Raw genomic sequence first — 21,578 nt, 5'->3', positions numbered from 1 at the left:
TATAATTTATTTGAAAATCACTTGTTACATCGAATTAAAATTGTTAATTTTTTTTAAATGCAATTGCTTCAATTTCTATTTTTACATTTTTAGGTAATGCTTGAACTTCTATACAAGACCTAGCAGGAAAATTAGCGTGATTATCTAAAAAAAATTTCATGTAAATTTCATTAATAATATCAATTTTTTTTAACTGAGTAGTAAAAATTGTAGTTTTTATAATATCTTTTACTTGCAAACCTGATTCAATTAAAATTGATTTTATATTCATCAATACAATATATGTTTGCTCAGAAATATTTTCTGGAATACGATTAGATTTGATATCAATAGGTATTTGTCCAGATAAAATAACAAAATTATCTGTTTTAATAGCTTGGGAATAAGGACCAATAGGTTTAGGTGCATTTTTAGTTTTAATTATACAATTCATACAGTACCGTTTTTTTATATTTAATGTTATAAATATGATTATTAATGTGACAACACTATATTTTTAGAAAATTCTTTTTCGCAATATTTACATTTTAAATACATATTATAAAGTTTATCTTGTTTCAAAAAAAAACTAGAAGTAATAAAGTCATGATGACTGACACAATTACTATTTGGACAAATTAGAATTCTATCTATTTTTTTAGGCAAACTTGGAAAAGTTTTTCCTACTAGATTATATTCGTTAATATAATTTACAGTTGCATGTGGAGCATAAATAGCTAATTGATTAATTTGATCGTCACTTAAAAAAATATTTTCAATTTTAATGATATCTTTTTTTCCTAATTTTTGAGATGGTAAATTTAAACCTATAGTGATACGTTTTTCTGTTTCGGTAAATCTAAATAAAGATAGCAATTTGAATCCAATATGAGCTGGTATATGGTCAATAACACTACCGGATTTAATCGCTTCTACTTGAAGTTTATTGATTTCCATATTTTATCTTAAATGTTTTTCTATTAACGCCAGTGCTAAAATAGCTTGACGTACATAAATCCCATTTGCTGCTTGTTTGAAATACCATGCATAAGGTGTATGATCGACGTCATAATCTATTTCATCTATACGAGGAAGAGGATGTAATATTTTTAAATTTTTACGTGCATTTTGTAACGTTTTAGCATGTAATACAAATTTTGATTTTGAGTTTGCATATTCAGTTGAATCAAGTCGTTCTTTTTGTACTCTTGTCATATACAGAATATCTATCTTAGAAATTATTTCTTCAATATTTTTACATCTTTTCCAAAAAATTTCTTTTTTATCAAGCATATCGTTAATATATTCAGGCATAATTAATGCATCAGGTGAAATAAAAAAAAATTTATTATCTTCAAATTTAGCTAATGCTTGTGTTAATGAGTGTACGGTTCTTCCATATTTCAAATCTCCCACCATTGCAATATTTAAGTGAGTCAGTCTATTTTGAGTTTCTTGAATAGTAAATAGATCTAAAAGTGTTTGAGTAGGATGTTGATTCGCTCCATCTCCAGCATTAAATATTGGTATTCCATTAGAAAATTCAGCTGCTAAACGTGCAGAGCCTTCTTGAGGATGTCGAATAATAATAGCATCAACATAAGAACTAATTACTGTAATAGTATCTGCTAATGTTTCTCCTTTTTTTTTTAAAGAAATATTACTTTCATCAGAAAACCCTATGATTGAAGCTCCTAATCGATAGACAGCTGTTTCGAACGACAAACGAGTGCGAGTAGAAGCTTCAAAAAAACAACTAGCTATAATTTTATTTTTTAATAAATCTACTTGCGGTTTCTTTTTAAGAACCTGAGTTTTTTTTAAAACTAGTTCTAGTTCATTTCGTTTTAATTCATTAATTGAAATAATGTTTTTTTTAAACAAAGGATTTCTCAACTTTTATTTTCCTTGATTAATTCAGAGACTACAGTACTGAATACTTCGAGTATATAAAACCCTACAAAATATTTAACAAATAATTTATATATTTACAAATAATTTTTTTGTACCATCGATTTAATCTTAATTCTATTTATTAGTCTTTACAAGTTAATTGTCTTTGCAAGACTAGAGACTAGAATAGCTTTTATAGTATGTAATCTATTTTCAGCTTGTTCGAAGATAATTTTTTCGTTTTTTTGAAAAATATCATTTGTTATCTCCATACCATTGTTAAATCCATATTTTTGTAATATAGATTTTCCTAGTTCTGTTTTTTGATTATGTAATGCAGGAAGGCAGTGAAGTATTTTTACTTGAGGATTATAAGTTGCATTTAACATAGTATTGTTAACTTGATAAGATTTTAATAGTTTAATTCTTTCTTTCCATGTGTTCAAAGGTTCTCCCATAGAAACCCAAACATCAGTATAAATAAAATCTACATATTTTAGTCCTTCTTTAATATCTTCCGTGCATATTATGTTTCCTTTATGTTTTTGTGATTTTTTTTTGCACATTGAAAAAAAGTTATTTTCTGGCCAACATTCTTTTGGAGATATTAAACGTAAATCTAGTCCAACTAGTGATGCAGCTTCTAAAAAGCTATTTCCTATATTATTATGCGCATCTCCGACATATGCACATTTTATTTCATGAAATTTTTTTTTAGGATGTGTTTCTTTAATAGTTAATAAATCAGCAAGTAATTGTGTAGGATGAAATTTTTCAGTTAAACCATTCCATACTGGAACTTTTGAATTTTTTGCTAAGATTTCTATTGTTTTATGGTCATGACCTCTGTATTGAATGCCGTCATATAATCGACTAAGTACTTTTGCTGTATCTTCAATTGATTCTTTGGTGCCAAAATGTGTACTGCCAGGTCCAAGATAAGTAACATGAGCTCCTTGATCAAAAGCTGCAATCTCAAAAGAACACCGTGTACGAGTAGATTCTTTTTCAAAAATTAAAGCTATATTTTTTTTTTTAAGTAACTGAATTTCTTTTTTATCTTTTTTATTTTTTTTTAATTTTTGAGATAAATCAAGAATTAGTTTCAATTCCGAAGAAGAAAAATCTAATAATCTTAAAAAATTACGATTATACAAATTATTCATATTTAACATCCCAGTAGATAAAATTTTTATTAGAAGTAAAAAGATGTTTGTATTATATAGTATTTTTTTATTTTTCGATAATTTTAATAATAGATATTGTTAATATATTAAAACACAGTATTATAAATAAATTATATTGTAATTTGAAATAAATAAAAAATGAAATTTATTATAAAAAGTTGTAATTTAGACAAAATAAATACAGATTGTATAATAGTAAGTATTTTTGATTCATGTAAATTTTCCATTTCTGCTAATTATTTAGATCAATGTAGCAATGGTTATATTACTTCTTTATTAAAATTTGGGGATATTCAAGGGAAAATAGGTGAAACGTTGATGTTGTATAACATCCCTAAAATTTCTGCAAAAAGAATATTTATAGTAGGTTTTGGCAAAGAAAAAGAAATAAATCAATTTATTTTAAAAAAAATTTGTAAAAATATTATTGAAAAACTCAAACAGACATCTATAAAAAATTTTGTGTGTTCTTTTTCTGAATTAAGTATTAATATTAAAAATAATATATATTGGTTAATTAGATCAATTACTCTTTTTTTATATAAAGCTTTATATAAAATCAGAAAAATGAATGATGTTTTAAAAAAAAATATTTATTTTAATGTAATTATTTTAAACGTGTTAAAAGATAATGAATTATTGAGTGCAAAAAAAGCTTTAAAACATGCACTAGCTATTAATCTTGGGATAACTTCTGCAAAAGATATTAATAATTTACCACCTAATATTTGCAATCCTGAATATTTATCTATACAGGCGAAAAAACTTGCCAAAAAATATCCAAAAAATATTTTTGTTAAAATCATTGATCTTGAAAAAATGAAAAAATTAGGAATGAATGCTTATGTAGCTGTTGGGCAAGGATCTAAAAATAAACCATTTATGTCTGTAATAAAATACACTGGAAAAAATGTTATTAATAATAAAATAGTTGCTTTAGTAGGTAAAGGATTAACATTTGATTCTGGTGGAATATCTATTAAACCTGCATTAAATATGCACGAAATGAAATATGATATGTCTGGTGCTGCAGCAGTTTATGGTGTTTTAATTGCAGCGTCTGAATTAGAATTACCTTTAACAATTATAGGTATTTTATCTGGATGTGAAAACATGCCAGGATCCTCTTCCTTTAGACCAGGAGATGTTTTAACTACTATGTCAGGAAAAACTGTAGAAGTTTTAAATACTGATGCTGAGGGACGTTTAGTATTATGTGATACATTAACTTATTTAGAACGTTTTTCTCCAAATATAGTTATTGATATTGCTACATTAACTGGCGCATGCGTAACAGCATTAGGAGACTCTGTAAGTGGTTTTTTTACAAATAGTGAATATCTATCTGATGAATTTGAAAAAGCTTCGAAAGAAACGAATGATAAAATATGGCGTTTACCATTATTTACAGAATATCAGAAACAACTAACTTCTTCTATAGCAGATTTTTCTAACAGTGGGAATAGTAAAGCTGGAGCTATAACTGCAGCTTGTTTTCTTTATAACTTTGCAAAAAAATATAATTGGGTACATTTAGATATTGCAGGTACTGCTTGGAAATCACAAACAGGATCCACAGGACGACCTGTTGAACTTGTATGTCAATTTTTATTGAATCAATTAAATTAACTTTATTCTTAAAAATATTACGTAAATACTTTATATTTTTGATAATATTATTATACCTTTCTTTTATTCAAAATAGTTAGATAAAAATGGAAAAAATTTATAACCCTAAAAATATTGAAGAATCTTTATATAATTTTTGGGAAAAAAATGGGTATTTTAAACCAAACAATTTACGAAAACCAACTTTTTGTATTATGATGCCACCTCCCAATATTACTGGGAATCTTCATATGGGTCATGCATTTCAACAAACAATTATGGATATATTAGTTCGTTATCATAGAATGCAAGGAAAAAATACTTTTTGGCAAGTTGGTACAGATCATGCTGGAATAGCAACACAAATATTAGTCGAACGTCAAATATTTTTAGAAGAAAGAAAAACTAAAAAAGATTATAATAGAAATGATTTTCTTAAAAAAGTTTGGATTTGGCAAAAAAAATATAAAAACATTGTGACTAAACAAATGCGACGTTTAGGAGTATCTGTTGATTGGGATCGTGAAAAATTTACTTTAGATCCAGATATTTCTTTTTCTGTAAGAGAAGCATTTATTATATTGTATAAAAATAATTTTATTTATCAAAAAAAAAGATTAGTTCATTGGGATTCAAAACTAGAAACTGTAATTTCAGATTTAGAAGTTGAACATCGTTTAGAAAAAGGTCAAAAATGGCTAATCAAATATCCTATTATTAAAAATAATTTTTGTGCAAATTCTAAAATTAAATACTTAGTTGTTTCTACAACTCGACCTGAAACTTTATTAGGAGACACAGCTATAGCAGTCAATCCGCAAGACATTAAGTATAATCAATTAATTGGTCAATTTGTTAAATGTCCTCTAATTGATAGAATAATTCCTATTATCGGAGATAAATATGCGGATATGAAAAAAGGAACAGGATGTGTTAAAATTACTCCAGCTCATGATTTTAATGATTATGAGGTAGGTTATCGTCATAAACTACCTATGATTAATGTTTTTTCTTTTGATGGACGAATTAAATCTTTTTCTGATGTTTATGATTATAATGGGAAAATATCTAATATACATAGTAATGTTATTCCTATATCATTTCAAAAATTAGATATTTTTTCTGCCAGAAATAAAATTATTGAAGCAATTAACAATTTAGGATTATTGAAAAAAGTTGAAGAGTGTCAAATAAATGTCCCTTATAGTGATCGCAGTGGTATCGTTATTCAACCTATTCTTACAAATCAATGGTATTTAAAAACATCAAAATTAGCTCAAGTAGCACTTGATGCAGTAAAAGAAAAAAAAATAAAATTTATTCCTGAGCAATATGAAAGTATGTATTTTTCTTGGATGAAGAATATTGAAGATTGGTGTATTTCTCGTCAATTATGGTGGGGTCATCGAATTCCTATATGGTACGATAATAAAAAAAATATATATGTTGGACATAATGAAGAGATAATACGCAAAGAATATTTTTTATCAAACAAAATATTTTTACAACAGGATGAAGATGTATTAGATACATGGTTTTCTTCTGGATTATGGACATTTTCAACTTTAGGTTGGCCTAAAAAGACAACATTTTTGAAACTTTTTCATCCTACTGATGTTTTGGTTAGTGGTTTCGATATTATTTTTTTTTGGATCGCTCGTATGATTATGTTGACAATGTATCTTATGAAAGATAAAGAAAAAAACCCTGAAGTTCCATTTAAAAAAGTGTATATAACAGGATTAATTCGAGATGATCAAGGTATTAAAATGTCGAAATCAAAAGGAAATGTAATTGATCCTCTAGATATGATAGATGGAATTTCTTTAAAAAAATTGCTTCAAAAAAGAACTAGTAACTTATTACAATCACATGTATCTAATAAAATCATTCAACGTACGACCAATCAATTTCCTAATGGTATTGAGGCTACTGGAACAGATGCATTGCGTTTTACTATTTCTGCATTAGCTTCTAATACACGTGATATTAACTGGGATGTTAAACGATTAACAGGATATCGAAATTTTTGTAATAAACTTTGGAATGCTAGTCGATTTGTTTTAATAAATACTAAAAATCATTCTTTTTCAAAAATAAATTTTACGCAAGATATGTTATTAATCAATAAATGGATTTTAATAAAACTGAATAATACTATTAAATTATATCGTGATTCATTAGATAATTATCGTTTTGACGTTTCTGCTAATATTCTATATGATTTTATTTGGAATATTTTTTGCGATTGGTATTTAGAATTTGTAAAAATAATTATTAAAAATTTTTCTAATAATGAAATTCATATTACTAAAAATATTTTAGTTTATACCTTAGAGTCGATTTTAAGATTAGCTCATCCAATTATTCCATTTATAACAGAATCAATTTGGCAACGTATCAAATTAATTACTAATATAGAAGAAAAAACAATTATGTTACAACCTTTTCCAAAATATAACAACAAATTAATTGATGGAACAGTGTTAAATAATATGCATTTTCTACAACAAATTATCATCTTTTTAAGACATATTAGAATTAAAATGCATGTTAATCCCACTAAACTATTACCATTGTTTTTATATAATTTAAAATCTGAACAACAAATCATTATTAAAGAAAATTTACTTTTTTTAAAAAAAATCGCTGCTTTAGAAAGTATTACAATATTATCTGAAGAGTATAATGAAAATTTATTCATAAAAGAGATCATTAATGGAGTATCTGTAATCATCCCTATATTAAAATTAGTAGATGTAAAAATAGAATTAACACGATTAAAAAAAGAAAAAGAAAAAATTTTTACAACTATTTCAATCATAAAAGAAAAACTTTTGAATGAAAGATTTTTATTATTTGCTCCAGAAAACATAATAAAAAAAGAAAAAACTAAATTGTTACAATTAAATAAAACATATAAAGAGCTATCAAAACAAATAAAAAAATTTATAGTTTTATGTCATTAATAATATTTTTTTAATGAATGTAAAATTTATTTTTTAGAATGTTTTCTATTTTCAAAACTACAATACAAGGTATTCTAATGTCTGTTTTATATAATACTGTAGCTAAAAAAGAATTAAAAAAACGTATGTTATCAGAACAAGTACAACGTTTAACGTTATCTTTTTATAAATATTTTAATATTTTAGAACCTCAGATATATCGAGATAAAATTTATGAAAATTTTTATAAATATGATGTATTAGGTAGAGTTTACATTGCTAAAGAGGGTATTAATGCACAAATCAGTGTTCCAATAAAAAATTATTTTTTTTTAAAAAAATTTTTATATGCATTTGATTCAGAGTTAAATTGTATACGTATTAATAAATCTTTAAGCTCTAAGAAATCTTTTTGGGTTTTATCTGTTAAAGTTAGAAAAAAAATTGTATCAGATGGAATCAATGAATCTTTTTTTAATCCTAAAAACACTGGTGTTTACATTAAATCTAAAGAAACTAATATCATGCTAAATGATAAAGAAACAATATTCGTTGATATGAGAAATTCTTATGAATACGCAATTGGACATTTTAAAAATGCAGTAGAAATTAAAAGCTCAACTTTTCGAGAGCAATTAAAAAATGTAATAAAAATAATGAAATATGCAAAAGAAAAAAAAATTGTTATGTATTGTACTGGAGGAATCCGTTGTGAAAAAGCCACTTCTTGGATGCTTTTTAATGGTTTTAAATATGTTTATCATATAGAAGGAGGTATTATTGGATATGTACATGATGCTAAAAAAAATAATTTACCTATCCTTTTTAAAGGAAAGAATTTTGTTTTTGATTATCGTATGTCTGAAAAAATCTCAGATGACATAATATCTTCTTGTTATCAGTGCAAAAATTTATCAGATAATTATGTTAATTGTAAAAATAATATATGTCATTTACTTTTTATTCAATGTAAAAACTGTGCTAATATTTTTGATGGTTGTTGTTCTTTTAAATGTATGAAATAATTTGTATAATTTAATTTTTATTTCTTATTTTTTATAATATATTTTTCTAAATTTTCCCAATATATTATTTTTTTTTCTAATTTTTGTTCTTTTTTGTTTAAGTTTTTTAGTACTGGCAATGTATCTTCTACTTGATTTTTAAAAAAGTCGGTTTGATTTATTTGTTTTTGCAATTTTTTAATTTCTAACTCAATTTTTTCTATTTCAAGTAAAGTTTTGTTTAAATCTTGTTTTAATTTTTTTTGTCTCATTGTTTCTAAAGTATTATTTATTGTATTTTTATTTTTTTTTCTCTCTTTTTTTTCTTTTTGAAACAACTGATAATGGCCAATATAACTTTTAATGATCCCTTTTTCTTCAAAACACCAAGATTTATTTATTGTATTTTTGATGAATCTTTCATCATGACTAACGATTAAAACAGTTCCTTGATAATTAATAATCACTTTTTCTAATAATTGTAAACTATCTAAATCTAAGTCATTTGTAGGTTCATCAAGAATTAAAACATTACTTGGTTTCAAAAATAATTTTGCTAATAATAATCTATTACATTGTCCACCTGATAATGTTTTTACCAATGATTGTAACTCGTTTTTTTTAAAAAGAAAATTATTTAAATATTTTATTAAATATTTTTCTTCTCCATAATCCATATTTTCTATAATAGATTTGTTTGGATTTAATAAAGATCGATTTTGATCAAAATATGATATTTTTAATCCCTTTTTTTTATATATTGTTCCTTTTTCAGGTTGTGTTTCTCCTATTAGAATTTTAATAATTGTACTTTTTCCACATCCATTATCACCAATTAATCCTAATTTATCACCATTTTGAATGCTTGACGAAAAATTTTTAATAATAACTTTATTATTTATAGAAAAATGTATATTTTCTAATTTAAAAAGAATATTTCCTAAATAATCTTTAGATTGATTAATTTGAATTTTACCTAATTTTTCTGTTTTTTTATACTCATTGTGTTTTTTGCGTAAATTTTGAAAATTTTTAACTCTTCCTTCATTGCGAGTAGAACGAGCTTTAACACTAGTTTTGATCCATTTCTCTTCAATTTTAAAATTTTTATCAAATATTTTTTTATTCATTTCTTCAATACGATAGCTTTCTTGTTTTAATTTTACAAAATTATAATAATCTCCTGGCCAAGATGTTAATTTTCCACGATCAAGATCTATGATGCGTGTAGATAAATTTTGAATAAAATTTCTATCATGCGATACAAACAATATACTTCCTAGAAATTGATTTAATGTTTTTTCTAACCATTTTATTGTTTTTATATCTAAGTGATTTGTAGGTTCATCTAATAATAAGACATCAGGTTGACCTATTAATACATGAGCTAATGCAACTTTTCTTAATAATCCACCAGATAACTGAGATAACAAAGTATGTTTTTTTAATTGAATGATGTTAATTATTTTTTCAACTTTTATATGATTGTGGATATATATTTTTTTATCTGATATAATACTATTATTTTTTGTGTATTTCTGATTTAACCCTAAACTGATAAAATCATATATTGAAATATCTAATGTATTAGGGTTTTCTTGTTTTAGATAAGATATTTTTATGTCTTTTTTATAAAAAATTTTACCGTTATCTAAATCTTGTGTTTTGTTTATAATTTTTAAAATAGTAGATTTTCCAACACCATTTTTACCGATTAAACATATTTTTTCACGCTTATTAATATATAATGTGGCATTTTTTAAAATTTCTAAACTACTAAATGATAAATAAGCGTTTTGCAGTGCAATTATAGGCATAAATTTTTTTATCTTTGAGTTTTTAAATATGTTTAATGATCCAAGAATGATAAACTTTTGAATTATTTATATAATCTTTACATGTGACTTTTTTTGTAATATTTTTTGCATATAATTTAATTTTATTTAATTCGTCTAAATTAATTTTAAAATTATGTGTAGAGCTTGAAAAAATAATACTACCATTTTTACGTAAAATTTTTCTTACATTGTTGATAACATCAAAATAGTCTTTCTTTAATTCAAAAGATTTATTCATTTTTTTAGAATTTGAAAATGTGGGTGGATTGATAAATATGAGATCAAATGTTTTTTCTGTTTTTTTGATCCATTTTAAACAGTCTGTTACGATAAAATTGTGCTTAAAATGCGTTAAATTATTAATAGACATATTTTTTATAGCCCATTTTATATAAGTATTCGATATATCTACACTAGTAGTGCTTTTGGCTTGTCCTAGTCCTGCATAAACAGTTGCAGTTCCAGTATATGAAAATAAATTTAAAAAATCTTTGTCTTTAGACATTATACCGATTAATTTTCGTATTAATCTTTTTTCTAAAAATAATCCAGTATCTAAATAATCTGTTAAGTTTACTAAAAATTTTGCATGGAATTCTTTGATTTCAATAAAATTTTTTTTATCGAATAATTTTTGGTATTGTGTTTTATTTTTATTTTTTTGTCTAGTTTTTAATATTATATTATTAATATCAATAGATAATATTTCTTTAGTATAATAAATAGCATCACATAATCTTTTATGTGATTTTTTACAATTTATTATTTTAGGAGCTTTATATTCTTGAATAATTATCCATTTTTGATAAACATCTACTATTATTTTGTAATTGGGTAAATCAGCATTATATACACGAAAACATTCTATATTTTCTTTTTGAGCCCATTTTTTTAATTTTTGAAAATTTTTAGCTAGTCTATTTTGATATTCATGATTTTCTATGACAACATGTTCTAAAAAAATTTGATAGTTTTTTTGAATACAATTTAATGTACCGTTTTTTAAAAAATATTCTTTCTGTGTTTGCATTTGTAAAAAATTCAACAAAAAACATGATGAACTCAAAACAGAAAGTTGCCAATTTTTAAAATATTTTTTTGACGTTACACCTAACTGTAAATATAAAGCAACTAATTGACTTTCTGTTTTTTCTCTCTGGCCGTATGGTAGATTACTTAATAATATACCTGTATTTTTTTTATCATGAATATTTCGCAAATCACTTATATTTTTTTTAAAAAATTTTATTATTCCTGCAAAACCAGCGTTAAATGCGTTTTCTTTTGCTTTATTTATAATATTAGCATTATTATCATATCCTATAAAATAATTTGCAGAATCTTTTTTTAATCCTTTTTCAAATCTTTTTTCTGCAACATTAACAATATTTTCCCATAATGTTTTATTATATTTTTTCCAAAATTTAAATCCCCATTTTTTTCTAGTTAATCCAGGTGCTTTATCATAAAAAATCATAGCTGCTTCAATTAACAATGTTCCTGATCCACACATAGGATCTATCATTGGTGTATTTTTATTCCATTCTGAATTTAATATTATTGCAGCACCTAAGTTTTCTTTAATAGGAGTCAAATTACAAAATTTACGATAACCTCTTTTATGTAAAGCTTCACCACTTAAATCTAGCATAACATTGATCATATTGACATTTGTCATTAATACTTTTATCCTAATATCTGGATTAATCAGATTCACATTCGGACGAAAAGAATATTTTTCTTTAAATTGATCTACAATAGCATCTTTTACTATTAAAGCTCCAAATAAACTACTGCGAATAATATGATTCGTTCCTTTGAAGTTTATAATAAAAGTATTGTTTAAATGAAAAATTTTATGCCAATATATGTTATATATATTTTGATACAGATCTTTGACATTTTTTATTCTAAAAGTTTTTATACATAAAAAAATCCTGGAAGCAATTCGGCTCCAAATTAAGCTTTCATATAATAAAGCATCATTTGCTTCATAATAAATACCACCATATTTTACATTTAAATTTCTCACTCCTAAATCTAATAGTTCTTTTTCTAACAATTTTTCAGTGCCAAAATTTGTACTTGCAAATAAATAATTCATTTTTATTTTTTATGATCGGTATTATAAAAGATATATTACATACTTTTTATATATTGATATACATTTTTATTATGTTATCAAATATAAATTATGACTTAGAATAATATTTTTTAAATTAAAAATAAAAAATTTTATACAGATTTAATGATGTTTCTAATAAGTTTAGGACCATGATATATTAATCCAGAATACATTTGTATTAAAGTTGCTCCTGATTTAATTTTTTCTTTTGCTGCATTCACTGAATTAATCCCTCCTACTCCAATAATAGGGATCTTTTTTTTTAAATACTCAGATAATATTAAAATTATATCAGTACTTTTTTTTTGTAAAGGTAAACCGCTTAATCCACCTTCTTCAAAACTATATTTTAAATTAAGTATTGATGAATGATCTAATGTTGTATTTGTAGCAATGATTCCATCGATTTCATATTGAATTAATTTTTGCGAAATCTGAAATAACTCTTTTTTTGAAAGATCTGGTGAAATTTTAATTACTATTGGTACATATTTTAAATATTTATTATATAATTCATTTTGTTTTGTTTTTATTTTATACAATAAGTTCTCAAAAATAATTCCATGTTGTAATTCTCTTAAAGAAACAGTATTAGGAGACGAAATATTTATAGCAATGTAACTTGCATAAATATAAATTTTTTCTATGCATATTAAATAATCATTAATGGCATTCTGGATAGTGGTGTCTTTATTTTTTCCAATATTTACACCTATAATTCCTTCAAACTTAGATTTTTTTATGTTTTTTATTAAATTATCAATACCTAAATTATTAAATCCCATTCTATTAATAATCGCTTCTTTAGAAATAATTCTAAACATTCTAGGTTTAATATTACCGTATTGAGGTAAAGGAGTGACGGTTCCTACTTCAATAAAACCGAAACCCATTTGTGATAAAATATTTATATATTCTCCATTTTTATCTATTCCAGCTGCTGTTCCTAATTTATTTGTAAACGTTAATCCCATACATTGAATTGTTTTTGATGGAATATTGTGTTTAAAAAAAAATCTCTTAAAAATTGAAGTTTGTTACAATTAAGATATTTTAGTGTCAAAGTATGTGATTTTTCGGGATCAATTAAAAATAATAGTTTACGAATGAAATAATAAAACATTATAATTCCTATTTAATTCAGAGTCGATTAAAATTAATACTTATAATAAAAATTTAAAAAACTATAAAAATGATATTAGTTAGAATATTTTCAGTATTGCATATAATTTATACGATTAAAAAATATTATTTTACTAGAAAATTAATATCTTTTTTATTTATGTTATATTTTTTAAAAAAAGTTTATACATCGTAATATAAATTACAATATAATATAAATTACATAGTAAATTTTATACTGACTAGATGAGATAAAAAACAAAAAATATAAATAATTAGAATATACTATGAAACAATATAATTATCCAATATTAAAAACTTTTCTTGATACTGATGTATATAAATTTTATATGCAACAAGCTGTTTTTTATCATTATAAAAATGTAGATGTAGTAGCTGAATTTATTTTTAGAGGAGAGAATATTTTAGGTGGTTATTCTGATATTTTACAAGAACAAATCAAGATGATGAGGTGTTTATCTTTAAGTAACGAAGAGTATATTTATATGAATTCTTTTCCATTTTTTAAAAAAGAATATTTACTTTGGTTAAGAAATTTCCGTTATAATACTTCTCAAGTAGAAATTAATAATTATAAAGGTCAATTAAATATTCGTATAAGTGGATTATGGAAAGAAGTGATATTATGGGAAGTTCCGATTTTAGCATTAATTAGTGAAGTTTTTCACAGTAATTTTTCTCCTAAAATTACTTCTCGAAACGCCATACAACATTTAGATTATAAACTAATAGATTTCTTTAATTCTACTAAATATGTTGATTTATCACGTCTAAAAATTGTTGATTTTGGCACAAGAAGAAGATTTTCTTATGATGTACAATATTCTATTGTTAAAAGATTAAAAGAAAAATTTCCCTTTTTCATTGGTTCAAGTAATTTTCATATATCTCGTATATTAAAATTACAACCAATAGGCACACAAGCTCATGAATGGTTTCAAGCACATCAACAAATTAGTTCAAACTTAAAAGAAAGTCAAACTTTAGCATTGAAAACATGGTTATATCAATATAACAATTACTTAAATATAGCTCTTACAGATTCTATTAATATGGATACTTTTTTGCATGATTTTAATTTATATTTTACATCTTCATATCAAGGTATAAGACATGATTCAGGAGATCCAGTAAAATGGGCGGAAAAAGCTCTCGCACACTATGAAAAATTGGGTATCAATCCTTGTACAAAAACATTGATATTTTCAGATAATTTAAACTTCAAAAGAATAATATCTCTTTATAAAATGTTCAGTCATAAAATTAATATGATTTTTGGAATAGGAACAAAATTAACTTGTGATATTCCTCATGTAAAACCACTTAATATGGTATTAAAATTAGTGAAATGTAACGGTAAACCTGTTGCTAAATTGTCTGATAGTCCAGAAAAAACTTTTTGTTTAGATAAAAATTTTTTACAACATTTATGTAAAGTATTTAATATCACTCTAAATAAAAAATAACAGATGAATATATTATAAATATACAACATTGATAATATTTTATAGAAATTTTTGAACGAATTGATAATTTAAAAATATTTCCTATATTTTTTATATGTGTTAAAAAGTAATTGGAAATACATAATTTATTAGTGATATGAATAATTTATTATTTATTTTTTCAATTAATCACTTGATCTTTTATAAAATAACTTAAAAGGAAAGTATGTATGAGTACAGTATCAATATCAAATATATATAAAAATGATATTATAATTAATAGTTTAATTACTGTATCTGGATGGGTTAAAAGTCGCAGAGATTCAAAATCAGGCTTTTCTTTTATTACGCTTTATGATGGTTCATGTGGTTACTCTATACAAGTTATTGCGAATAATACGTTATCTAATTATGATAAAGAAATTTCACATTTAACGATTGGATGTTCTGTAGTTCTTACCGGAAAATTAATATTATCTATCGGAAATAAACAAAAATATGAAATTCAAGCAAAAACAATTAAAGTTTTAGGTTGGATTAAAAATCCAAATACTTATCCTATATCTGCTAAAAAACACAGTATGGAATATTTAAGAGAGGTTTCTCATTTAAGACCTAGAACAAATTTCATAGGCGTAATAGTTCGCATAAGAAATCAAGTATTACAATCACTGCATAATTTTTTACATAAAAATAATTATTATTGGATCCCTACTCCTATTATTACTTCATTAGACGCTGAAGGTGCTGGAGAAATGTTTCGCATTTCAACTTTAGATATGAAAAATATTCCTAAAAAAAAAGATGGTTCCGTTGATTTTAAAAAAGATTTTTTTGGAAAAGAATCTTTTTTAACTGTTTCGGGACAGCTAAATTTAGAAGCATATGCTTGTTCTTTATCTAAAGTATATACATTTGGTCCTACATTTCGTGCTGAAAATTCTAATACTACTCGTCATTTAGCAGAATTTTGGATGTTAGAAGTAGAATCATCTTTTGTAAATTTAAATGATCTATCAGATTTTTCTGAACGTATGTTAAAATATATTTGTAACGCTGTTGTTGAAAATTGTATTGAAGATATTAATTTTTTAAAGAATTATATTGATACTGATATAATCAATCGTTTAAACCAATTTTTATTAGTAGATTTTATACAAATAGATTATATAGAAGCTATAGAAATATTACTTGATTCTAAAATGCAATTTAAAAAACGTGTTTTTTTTGGTGTTGATTTATCATCTGAACATGAGCGTTTTCTTGTGGAGAAACACTTTAAAACTCCTATAATCATAAAGAACTATCCTAAAGAGTTAAAAGCATTTTATATGAGACTAAATGATGACAAGAAAACTGTGGCAGCAATGGATGTATTAGTCCCAAATATTGGAGAATTAATAGGAGGATCTCAACGTGAAGAACGTATTGAAATATTAGATGAACGTTTATTAGCAATGGGATTAAACAAGGAAAAATATTGGTGGTATAGAGATCTTCGTCAATATGGAACGGTTCCGCATTCAGGATTTGGGATGGGTTTTGAAAGATTAATTTCCTATATTACAGGTGTATCAAATATACGAGATGTGATTCCATTTCCACGTACTGTTAAAAACTCTAACTTTTGATAAGAATGTTTTAAGTATGCATCAACAATCAACTATTTTATTATATTAATTTTGATATAAAAAAGCAAAAAACACTTTTATTTTTTTATTACAATATACATTAATATATAATGTATATATTCATTAAAAAGGTGATATAAAAAATTATGATAAATCGTAAATCCTTAGTAATTGCAATACCATTGTTATTATCTGCTAGTCATAGTGTTCATGCTGTAGATATTTTTAATAAAAATGGCAATAAATTAGAAATATATGGAAGTATTAATCCGAACCATGAGTTCTCTCATAAATTTTTATCAAAACAAATTGAATCGCATAATGATAATACGAATGCTATTTTAGGTTTATCAGGAGAAATAAATATTACAGACGAATTAATTAGTTATGGTACTATCGAATATAGAACTGATTTTTTCTCACCAGAAGATACAATCGATAAAAAACAATCTAATACTGTGCGTTTAGGTTATGCTGGGTTTAAGTATGGAAACTTAGGTTCAATAGATTATGGTCGTAATTATGGTGTTTTTCATGATGTAGAATCTTTAACAAATCATATACCTTATATTTTTAATAAAAATAGTATCTTTTCTAATAATGATTCTTATATGATAGGTAGAAACAATAGTCTTCTTACCTATAGAAATAAAAATTTTTTTGGTTTATTTGATGGAATCAGTTTTGCATTGCAATATCAAAATCAAGCTAAAAATCAATTATCTAAACAAGAATATAACTCTAGTTGGGGTGCATCTGTAAAATATGAAACTGATGTAGGATTAACTGCTATCGGTTCTTGTTTTTCTACTGAAGGATACAAGTACAACGAACAACATAAGATTGAAAAAATCTCTCCAATAAATGCCTATGGATTAGGATTTAAGTATGATGCTAATGATGTATATATTGCTGCGTTTTATGGTGCGGGAAGTAATTTAAAATTATCTAATATTAATGCGAATCATGAACCAAATATAGATATGAATAAAACAGAAAATATTGAAGCAATTGCAGAGTATAATTTTCATTCTGGTTTTTATCCTTCTTTAAGTTATGTAGATTCCAAGGTACAAAATTCTAATGCAAAAAATTCTTCTAATCAAAATACTTGGGAATTAGCAAAACAAATTAATATATCTACTCGTTATGAATTTAATAAAAATATTTCTACATATATGAATTACAAAATTAATTTATTGAAGAATACTAATGAATTTATTGAAAAAAATAATATTCCTACAGATAATGTTATTGGTGCTGGATTAGTTTATCAATTTTAGTTATTTTTAAAATATATATTTTTTATCATTTATTTGATACCAGAATTAAAAATAATTAAGAGTTAGAACTTTCTACTGACTTATATAATAACAAAACTGTTTTTATAAATAAGTATCATATATACTAATTTTTAATATAAGTTTCAGTAGAAAGCGCTACTCTTATAAAATAGAGTTTTTAAAAGTATAGATATTTTTTTAAATAAAATATTTTTTATAAATACAATTGTTCTGTTTTTAAAAACATTATCTCTCCTGTGTTGACTCATATTAACTGTATTGTTAAAAAAATTTTTATTTTTACTATAAATATTACTTTTGAAATAATATGTTTTATGATTATTTCAAGACAATAACATTTTTTTTTTATATTTTGATCAATTTTTTTACATGTAACATGATAAACATAATTATTTTTTTAAGAAATTTTATTTTTTAAAATTTTTATTAATGTTTTATTTTTTTATAAAATATTAGTGTAATTTTTTAATAAATTCATAAAAAATCATGTTTTTTTATTAATAAATACATTTTTAGTAGAATTTAATATTTCTAAAATATTATTTTTTACTACTAAATTAAAACTTAAAAAAAAGATTTTGAATTATTTCGTTTTATTAACTGTTTTTGTGAAAGTAGAGCAACTACCTAAAAGGAAGAGAGCAAACATATAAAAAATAAATATTTAATCAAAATTTTTTCCTTATATTTTAAAAAACATAATTATTGATATTAAATTTTATTTAATTTTTTACCTCCTAATAGATGTATATGTAGATAATTTATTTCTTGTCCCGCATTTTTATTACAATTTATAATAATTCTATAACCTTCTTGACTTATTTTTTGTTGTTTTGCAATATTGACAGAAACATAGAGCATATGTGCAATAATATCTTTATTGCTTTCTTTAATATCATTTAATGATGCAATAAAAGTATTAGGTATAATTAATATATGTACTGGAGCTTTAGGTTTAATATCTTCAAATGCAGTTACTAATTTATCTTCATATATAATATTTGCTTTTGTTTTTTTATCAATAATTTTTTTGAAGATTGAATTATTTAACATTTTATAAATCCTTTAAATCTTAACATTTATTTTTTTTAAATGTGATATTTTTTTGCTATATAGATATGTAATTTTTTTTATATATTTTTTATATATTCATCTATAGCTGTTTTAATATTTTCAGATCTTGTACCAAACACAGCTTGTACACCTGATCCTGAAATAATAATTCCTGCTGCACCAAGATTTTTTAAATTTTTGTCATTAACTTTAGATATTTCTAAAACTGTTATTCTTAGTCTAGTAATACATGCATCTAAATTTTTGATGTTGTTTTTACCACCTAGTGCTTCAACGATATATGGTGCAATTTCAATATTATTTTTTAACGATGTATTATTTTGATTTTCTTCTCTTCCAGGAGTTTTTAATTTCAAATTTGTAATTAATAAATAGAAGATGCTATAGTATAAAAATCCATAAAGCATTCCAATTATAGGAAATAAGAGTATATGATTGCTATTCCCACTTAATACTATAAAATCTATAAAACCATGTGAAAAACTCGTCCCCGCCCGCATTTTCAAGAAAATACAAAGAGGAAAAGACAATCCTGCTAAAATAGCATGTACAACATATAAAATAGGTGCAACAATAATAAATGAAAATTCAATCGGTTCAGTGATTCCTGTCAAAAACGATGTTAAAGCGGCTGAAATCATGATGCTGCCTATTTTAGTTTTGTTTTCTTTTTTAGCTGAATGCCAAATAGCTAAAGCTGCTCCAGGAAGACCATACATTTTAAAAATAAATCCTCCTGATAAATTTCCTGCTGTAGCATCCCCAGCCATATATCTAGCAATGTCACCATGAAACACTTGTCCTAATGAATTAGTATATTCTCCAATTTGCATTTGAAAAGGAACATTCCATATATGATGTAATCCAAATGGTACTAAGGCTCTTTCTAATAACCCATAAAGAGCAAAAGCAAGCATAGGGTTTTGATAAGCAGCCCACTGAGAAAAAATTTGAATTGAATGTCCAATAGGAGGCCAAATGATAGATAAAGTTACACCTATAACAATTGTAGATAAACCAGATATGATAGGGATAAACCTTTTTCCGGAAAAAAAACCTAAGTATTCAGGTAATTGAATACGATAGAATTTATTAAACATATATGAAGAAATGGCTCCCGCTATAATACCTCCTAATATACCAGTGTCAGAAAGGTGTTTTTCTTTTACAATATTAATTGTTGTATGTAAAAAAATAGGTTCCACTACTGACATTGTTTCAATTAAAATACCATAAGAAACAACAGCTGCTAATGCAGCAACACCATCATTTTTAGTAAAACCAAGTGCCACTCCAATTGCAAAAATTAAAGGCATATTACTAAAAACAGATCCTCCTGTTTGAGCCATAACCTGAGAAACAACATTGGGTAAAAAACTGAAATGTGCAGATCCTATCCCTAATAGTATTCCTGCGATAGGCAATACTGACACAGGCAACATAAGCGACTTACCAACTTTTTGAAGGTTTGAAAATAAGTTTTTAAACACGTTAAACGACTCCTAAAAAAATATAAAAAATATAAATGTACATTTTATTTATGAAAAAATATATTAATTATTTATGTTCTTTATATTAAATAACGTAAAAAAATTTTTTTTTATAATTTTCGCAAGTGTTTTAATATCTATTTTAAGCAATAAAGAAATATATTTTGCTATATCAAATAAATATGCAGGCTGATTTTCCAATCCTCTATATGGCTCTGGTGATAAATATGGTGAATCTGTTTCTATCAATAAACGTTCTAATGGTATTTTTGTAATTGTATTTTGTAGCTGTGTAGAATTTTTAAAAGTAATAATTCCAGAGATAGAAATATAAAAACCCATATCTAATAATTTAGATGCTGAATTATAGTCTTCAGTAAAAGAGTGTAATATTCCTTTACATTTTTCTGCATTTTCTTCTCTTAATATTTTAAGAATATCATTAATAGCATTTCGAGAATGCACGATAATTGGTTTTTTGACGTTTTTTGCTATTCTAATATGTTCGCGAAATAGTTTTTTTTGAATATTTTTAGTATCTGTTGAATGGAAATAATCTAAACCAGTTTCACCTAATGCAATAACATTTTTTACATAAGATTGTTCTTCTATTTTTTTAGATAAATTTTCTAAGTTAGAAAAATTTTTTAATTCGCGTTTGCAATTTAATGGATGAATTCCACAGGAATAAAAAATAGATGTATTATCTTTTGATAATTTTTGGATTTTGTCAAAATTATTTATAGACGTTGATACTGCTAAAAAATTTTTGACATGATTTTTATAAGCTTTTCTTAATACATCTTGTATATTTTTATGTGAAATATCATAATTTAATCTATCAATATGACAATGTGAATCAATTAAGAACATTTTTCTATCTCTGTTATCAAAGTAATTTTTCAATTA

16 protein-coding genes are annotated in these 21,578 nt (G+C 24.1%); 6 read left to right on the top strand and 10 right to left on the bottom strand.

Features of this window, described 5'->3' with window-relative positions:
- Nucleotides 1–43: 43 nt before the first annotated feature.
- From ATN01_RS01870 to argF, 4 genes are all read right to left on the bottom strand, one after another.
- Nucleotides 44–433 carry a Rid family detoxifying hydrolase gene (locus tag ATN01_RS01870; RefSeq protein WP_075433398.1) on the bottom strand — a complete coding sequence of 130 codons (390 nt, stop codon included), beginning with the start codon at nucleotides 431–433 and terminating at the stop codon, nucleotides 44–46.
- Nucleotides 434–474: 41 nt separating this feature from the next.
- On the bottom strand, nucleotides 475–936 hold the full coding sequence (gene pyrI / locus ATN01_RS01865) for an aspartate carbamoyltransferase regulatory subunit (protein ID WP_075433397.1): 462 nt from the start codon (nucleotides 934–936) through the stop codon (nucleotides 475–477).
- A gap of 3 nt (nucleotides 937–939) precedes the next feature.
- On the bottom strand, nucleotides 940–1,875 hold the full coding sequence (gene pyrB, locus ATN01_RS01860; RefSeq protein WP_075433396.1) for an aspartate carbamoyltransferase: 936 nt from the start codon (nucleotides 1,873–1,875) through the stop codon (nucleotides 940–942).
- 146 nt (nucleotides 1,876–2,021) lie between these two features.
- Nucleotides 2,022–3,038, bottom strand: coding sequence for an ornithine carbamoyltransferase (gene argF / locus ATN01_RS01855; RefSeq protein ID WP_075433395.1), 1,017 nt, complete (start codon nucleotides 3,036–3,038; stop codon nucleotides 2,022–2,024).
- A gap of 159 nt (nucleotides 3,039–3,197) precedes the next feature.
- Here argF and ATN01_RS01850 point away from each other — a divergent pair, with 159 nt between their 5' ends.
- The 3 genes from ATN01_RS01850 (at nucleotide 3,198) to ATN01_RS01840 (ending at nucleotide 8,640) form a co-directional block, all read left to right on the top strand.
- Nucleotides 3,198–4,688: a leucyl aminopeptidase gene (locus ATN01_RS01850; protein ID WP_075433394.1), complete on the top strand. Its 1,491-nt coding sequence runs from the start codon at nucleotides 3,198–3,200 to the stop codon at nucleotides 4,686–4,688.
- Nucleotides 4,689–4,774: 86 nt separating this feature from the next.
- A complete protein-coding gene (locus ATN01_RS01845; RefSeq protein ID WP_075433393.1) occupies nucleotides 4,775–7,636 on the top strand; it encodes a valine--tRNA ligase in 2,862 nt (953 codons plus the stop codon).
- 77 nt (nucleotides 7,637–7,713) lie between these two features.
- Nucleotides 7,714–8,640, top strand: coding sequence for a rhodanese-related sulfurtransferase (locus ATN01_RS01840; protein WP_075433392.1), 927 nt, complete (start codon nucleotides 7,714–7,716; stop codon nucleotides 8,638–8,640).
- A 17-nt stretch (nucleotides 8,641–8,657) separates the two neighbouring features.
- Here the strand turns inward: ATN01_RS01840 and ATN01_RS01835 are convergent, their stop codons facing one another.
- The 3 genes from ATN01_RS01835 to pyrD form a co-directional block, all read right to left on the bottom strand.
- Nucleotides 8,658–10,436, bottom strand: a complete 1,779-nt coding sequence (locus tag ATN01_RS01835) for an ATP-binding cassette domain-containing protein (RefSeq protein WP_075433391.1) — start codon at nucleotides 10,434–10,436, stop codon at nucleotides 8,658–8,660.
- 22 nt (nucleotides 10,437–10,458) lie between these two features.
- A complete protein-coding gene (rlmKL, locus tag ATN01_RS01830; protein ID WP_075433390.1) occupies nucleotides 10,459–12,561 on the bottom strand; it encodes a bifunctional 23S rRNA (guanine(2069)-N(7))-methyltransferase RlmK/23S rRNA (guanine(2445)-N(2))-methyltransferase RlmL in 2,103 nt (700 codons plus the stop codon).
- Between the two features lie 131 nt (nucleotides 12,562–12,692).
- Nucleotides 12,693–13,556 carry a quinone-dependent dihydroorotate dehydrogenase gene (pyrD, locus tag ATN01_RS01825; protein WP_075433389.1) on the bottom strand — a complete coding sequence of 288 codons (864 nt, stop codon included), beginning with the start codon at nucleotides 13,554–13,556 and terminating at the stop codon, nucleotides 12,693–12,695.
- 435 nt (nucleotides 13,557–13,991) lie between these two features.
- Here pyrD and pncB point away from each other — a divergent pair, with 435 nt between their 5' ends.
- From pncB to ATN01_RS01805, 3 genes are all read left to right on the top strand, one after another.
- Nucleotides 13,992–15,191 carry a nicotinate phosphoribosyltransferase gene (gene pncB, locus ATN01_RS01815; RefSeq protein ID WP_075433387.1) on the top strand — a complete coding sequence of 400 codons (1,200 nt, stop codon included), beginning with the start codon at nucleotides 13,992–13,994 and terminating at the stop codon, nucleotides 15,189–15,191.
- Nucleotides 15,192–15,400: 209 nt separating this feature from the next.
- Nucleotides 15,401–16,801: an asparagine--tRNA ligase gene (asnS, locus tag ATN01_RS01810; protein ID WP_075433386.1), complete on the top strand. Its 1,401-nt coding sequence runs from the start codon at nucleotides 15,401–15,403 to the stop codon at nucleotides 16,799–16,801.
- A 146-nt stretch (nucleotides 16,802–16,947) separates the two neighbouring features.
- Nucleotides 16,948–18,084 (top strand): porin, encoded by a 1,137-nt coding sequence (locus ATN01_RS01805; protein WP_075433385.1) that lies wholly within the window; start codon nucleotides 16,948–16,950, stop codon nucleotides 18,082–18,084.
- A gap of 732 nt (nucleotides 18,085–18,816) precedes the next feature.
- Here ATN01_RS01805 and ATN01_RS01800 read toward each other — a convergent pair.
- The 3 genes from ATN01_RS01800 to ATN01_RS01790 all read right to left on the bottom strand — a co-directional run bounded on the left by ATN01_RS01800 (nucleotide 18,817) and on the right by ATN01_RS01790 (nucleotide 21,542).
- The gene (locus ATN01_RS01800; protein WP_075433384.1) at nucleotides 18,817–19,158 is read right to left on the bottom strand and encodes a histidine triad nucleotide-binding protein; all 342 of its coding nucleotides are present in this window, start codon (nucleotides 19,156–19,158) and stop codon (nucleotides 18,817–18,819) included.
- Nucleotides 19,159–19,235: 77 nt separating this feature from the next.
- Entirely contained in the window at nucleotides 19,236–20,669 is a 1,434-nt protein-coding gene (gene ptsG / locus ATN01_RS01795) for a PTS glucose transporter subunit IIBC (protein ID WP_075433383.1), read from the bottom strand.
- Between the two features lie 63 nt (nucleotides 20,670–20,732).
- A complete protein-coding gene (locus ATN01_RS01790; RefSeq protein WP_075433382.1) occupies nucleotides 20,733–21,542 on the bottom strand; it encodes a TatD family hydrolase in 810 nt (269 codons plus the stop codon).
- Between the last annotated feature and the right edge of the window lie 36 nt (nucleotides 21,543–21,578).

Origin of the sequence: Buchnera aphidicola (Diuraphis noxia) (assembly GCF_001700895.1) — a bacterium.
Lineage (GTDB): Bacteria > Pseudomonadota > Gammaproteobacteria > Enterobacterales > Enterobacteriaceae > Buchnera > Buchnera aphidicola_D.
This window is presented reverse-complemented; position numbering and strand designations above follow the sequence as displayed.

Coding starts and splice junctions, on each gene's coding strand:
- pyrI (WP_075433397.1), bottom strand. CDS start 936: ATGGAAATCAATAAACTTCAAGTAGAAGCGATTAAATCCGGTAGTGTT.
- ATN01_RS01805 (WP_075433385.1), top strand. CDS start 16,948: ATGATAAATCGTAAATCCTTAGTAATTGCAATACCATTGTTATTATCT.
- pyrD (WP_075433389.1), bottom strand. CDS start 13,556: ATGGGATTAACGTTTACAAATAAATTAGGAACAGCAGCTGGAATAGAT.
- ATN01_RS01870 (WP_075433398.1), bottom strand. CDS start 433: ATGAATTGTATAATTAAAACTAAAAATGCACCTAAACCTATTGGTCCT.
- asnS (WP_075433386.1), top strand. CDS start 15,401: ATGAGTACAGTATCAATATCAAATATATATAAAAATGATATTATAATT.
- ATN01_RS01845 (WP_075433393.1), top strand. CDS start 4,775: ATGGAAAAAATTTATAACCCTAAAAATATTGAAGAATCTTTATATAAT.
- argF (WP_075433395.1), bottom strand. CDS start 3,038: ATGAATAATTTGTATAATCGTAATTTTTTAAGATTATTAGATTTTTCT.
- ATN01_RS01800 (WP_075433384.1), bottom strand. CDS start 19,158: ATGTTAAATAATTCAATCTTCAAAAAAATTATTGATAAAAAAACAAAA.
- ATN01_RS01835 (WP_075433391.1), bottom strand. CDS start 10,436: ATGCCTATAATTGCACTGCAAAACGCTTATTTATCATTTAGTAGTTTA.
- rlmKL (WP_075433390.1), bottom strand. CDS start 12,561: ATGAATTATTTATTTGCAAGTACAAATTTTGGCACTGAAAAATTGTTA.
- ATN01_RS01840 (WP_075433392.1), top strand. CDS start 7,714: ATGTCTGTTTTATATAATACTGTAGCTAAAAAAGAATTAAAAAAACGT.
- pncB (WP_075433387.1), top strand. CDS start 13,992: ATGAAACAATATAATTATCCAATATTAAAAACTTTTCTTGATACTGAT.
- ATN01_RS01790 (WP_075433382.1), bottom strand. CDS start 21,542: ATGTTCTTAATTGATTCACATTGTCATATTGATAGATTAAATTATGAT.
- ATN01_RS01850 (WP_075433394.1), top strand. CDS start 3,198: ATGAAATTTATTATAAAAAGTTGTAATTTAGACAAAATAAATACAGAT.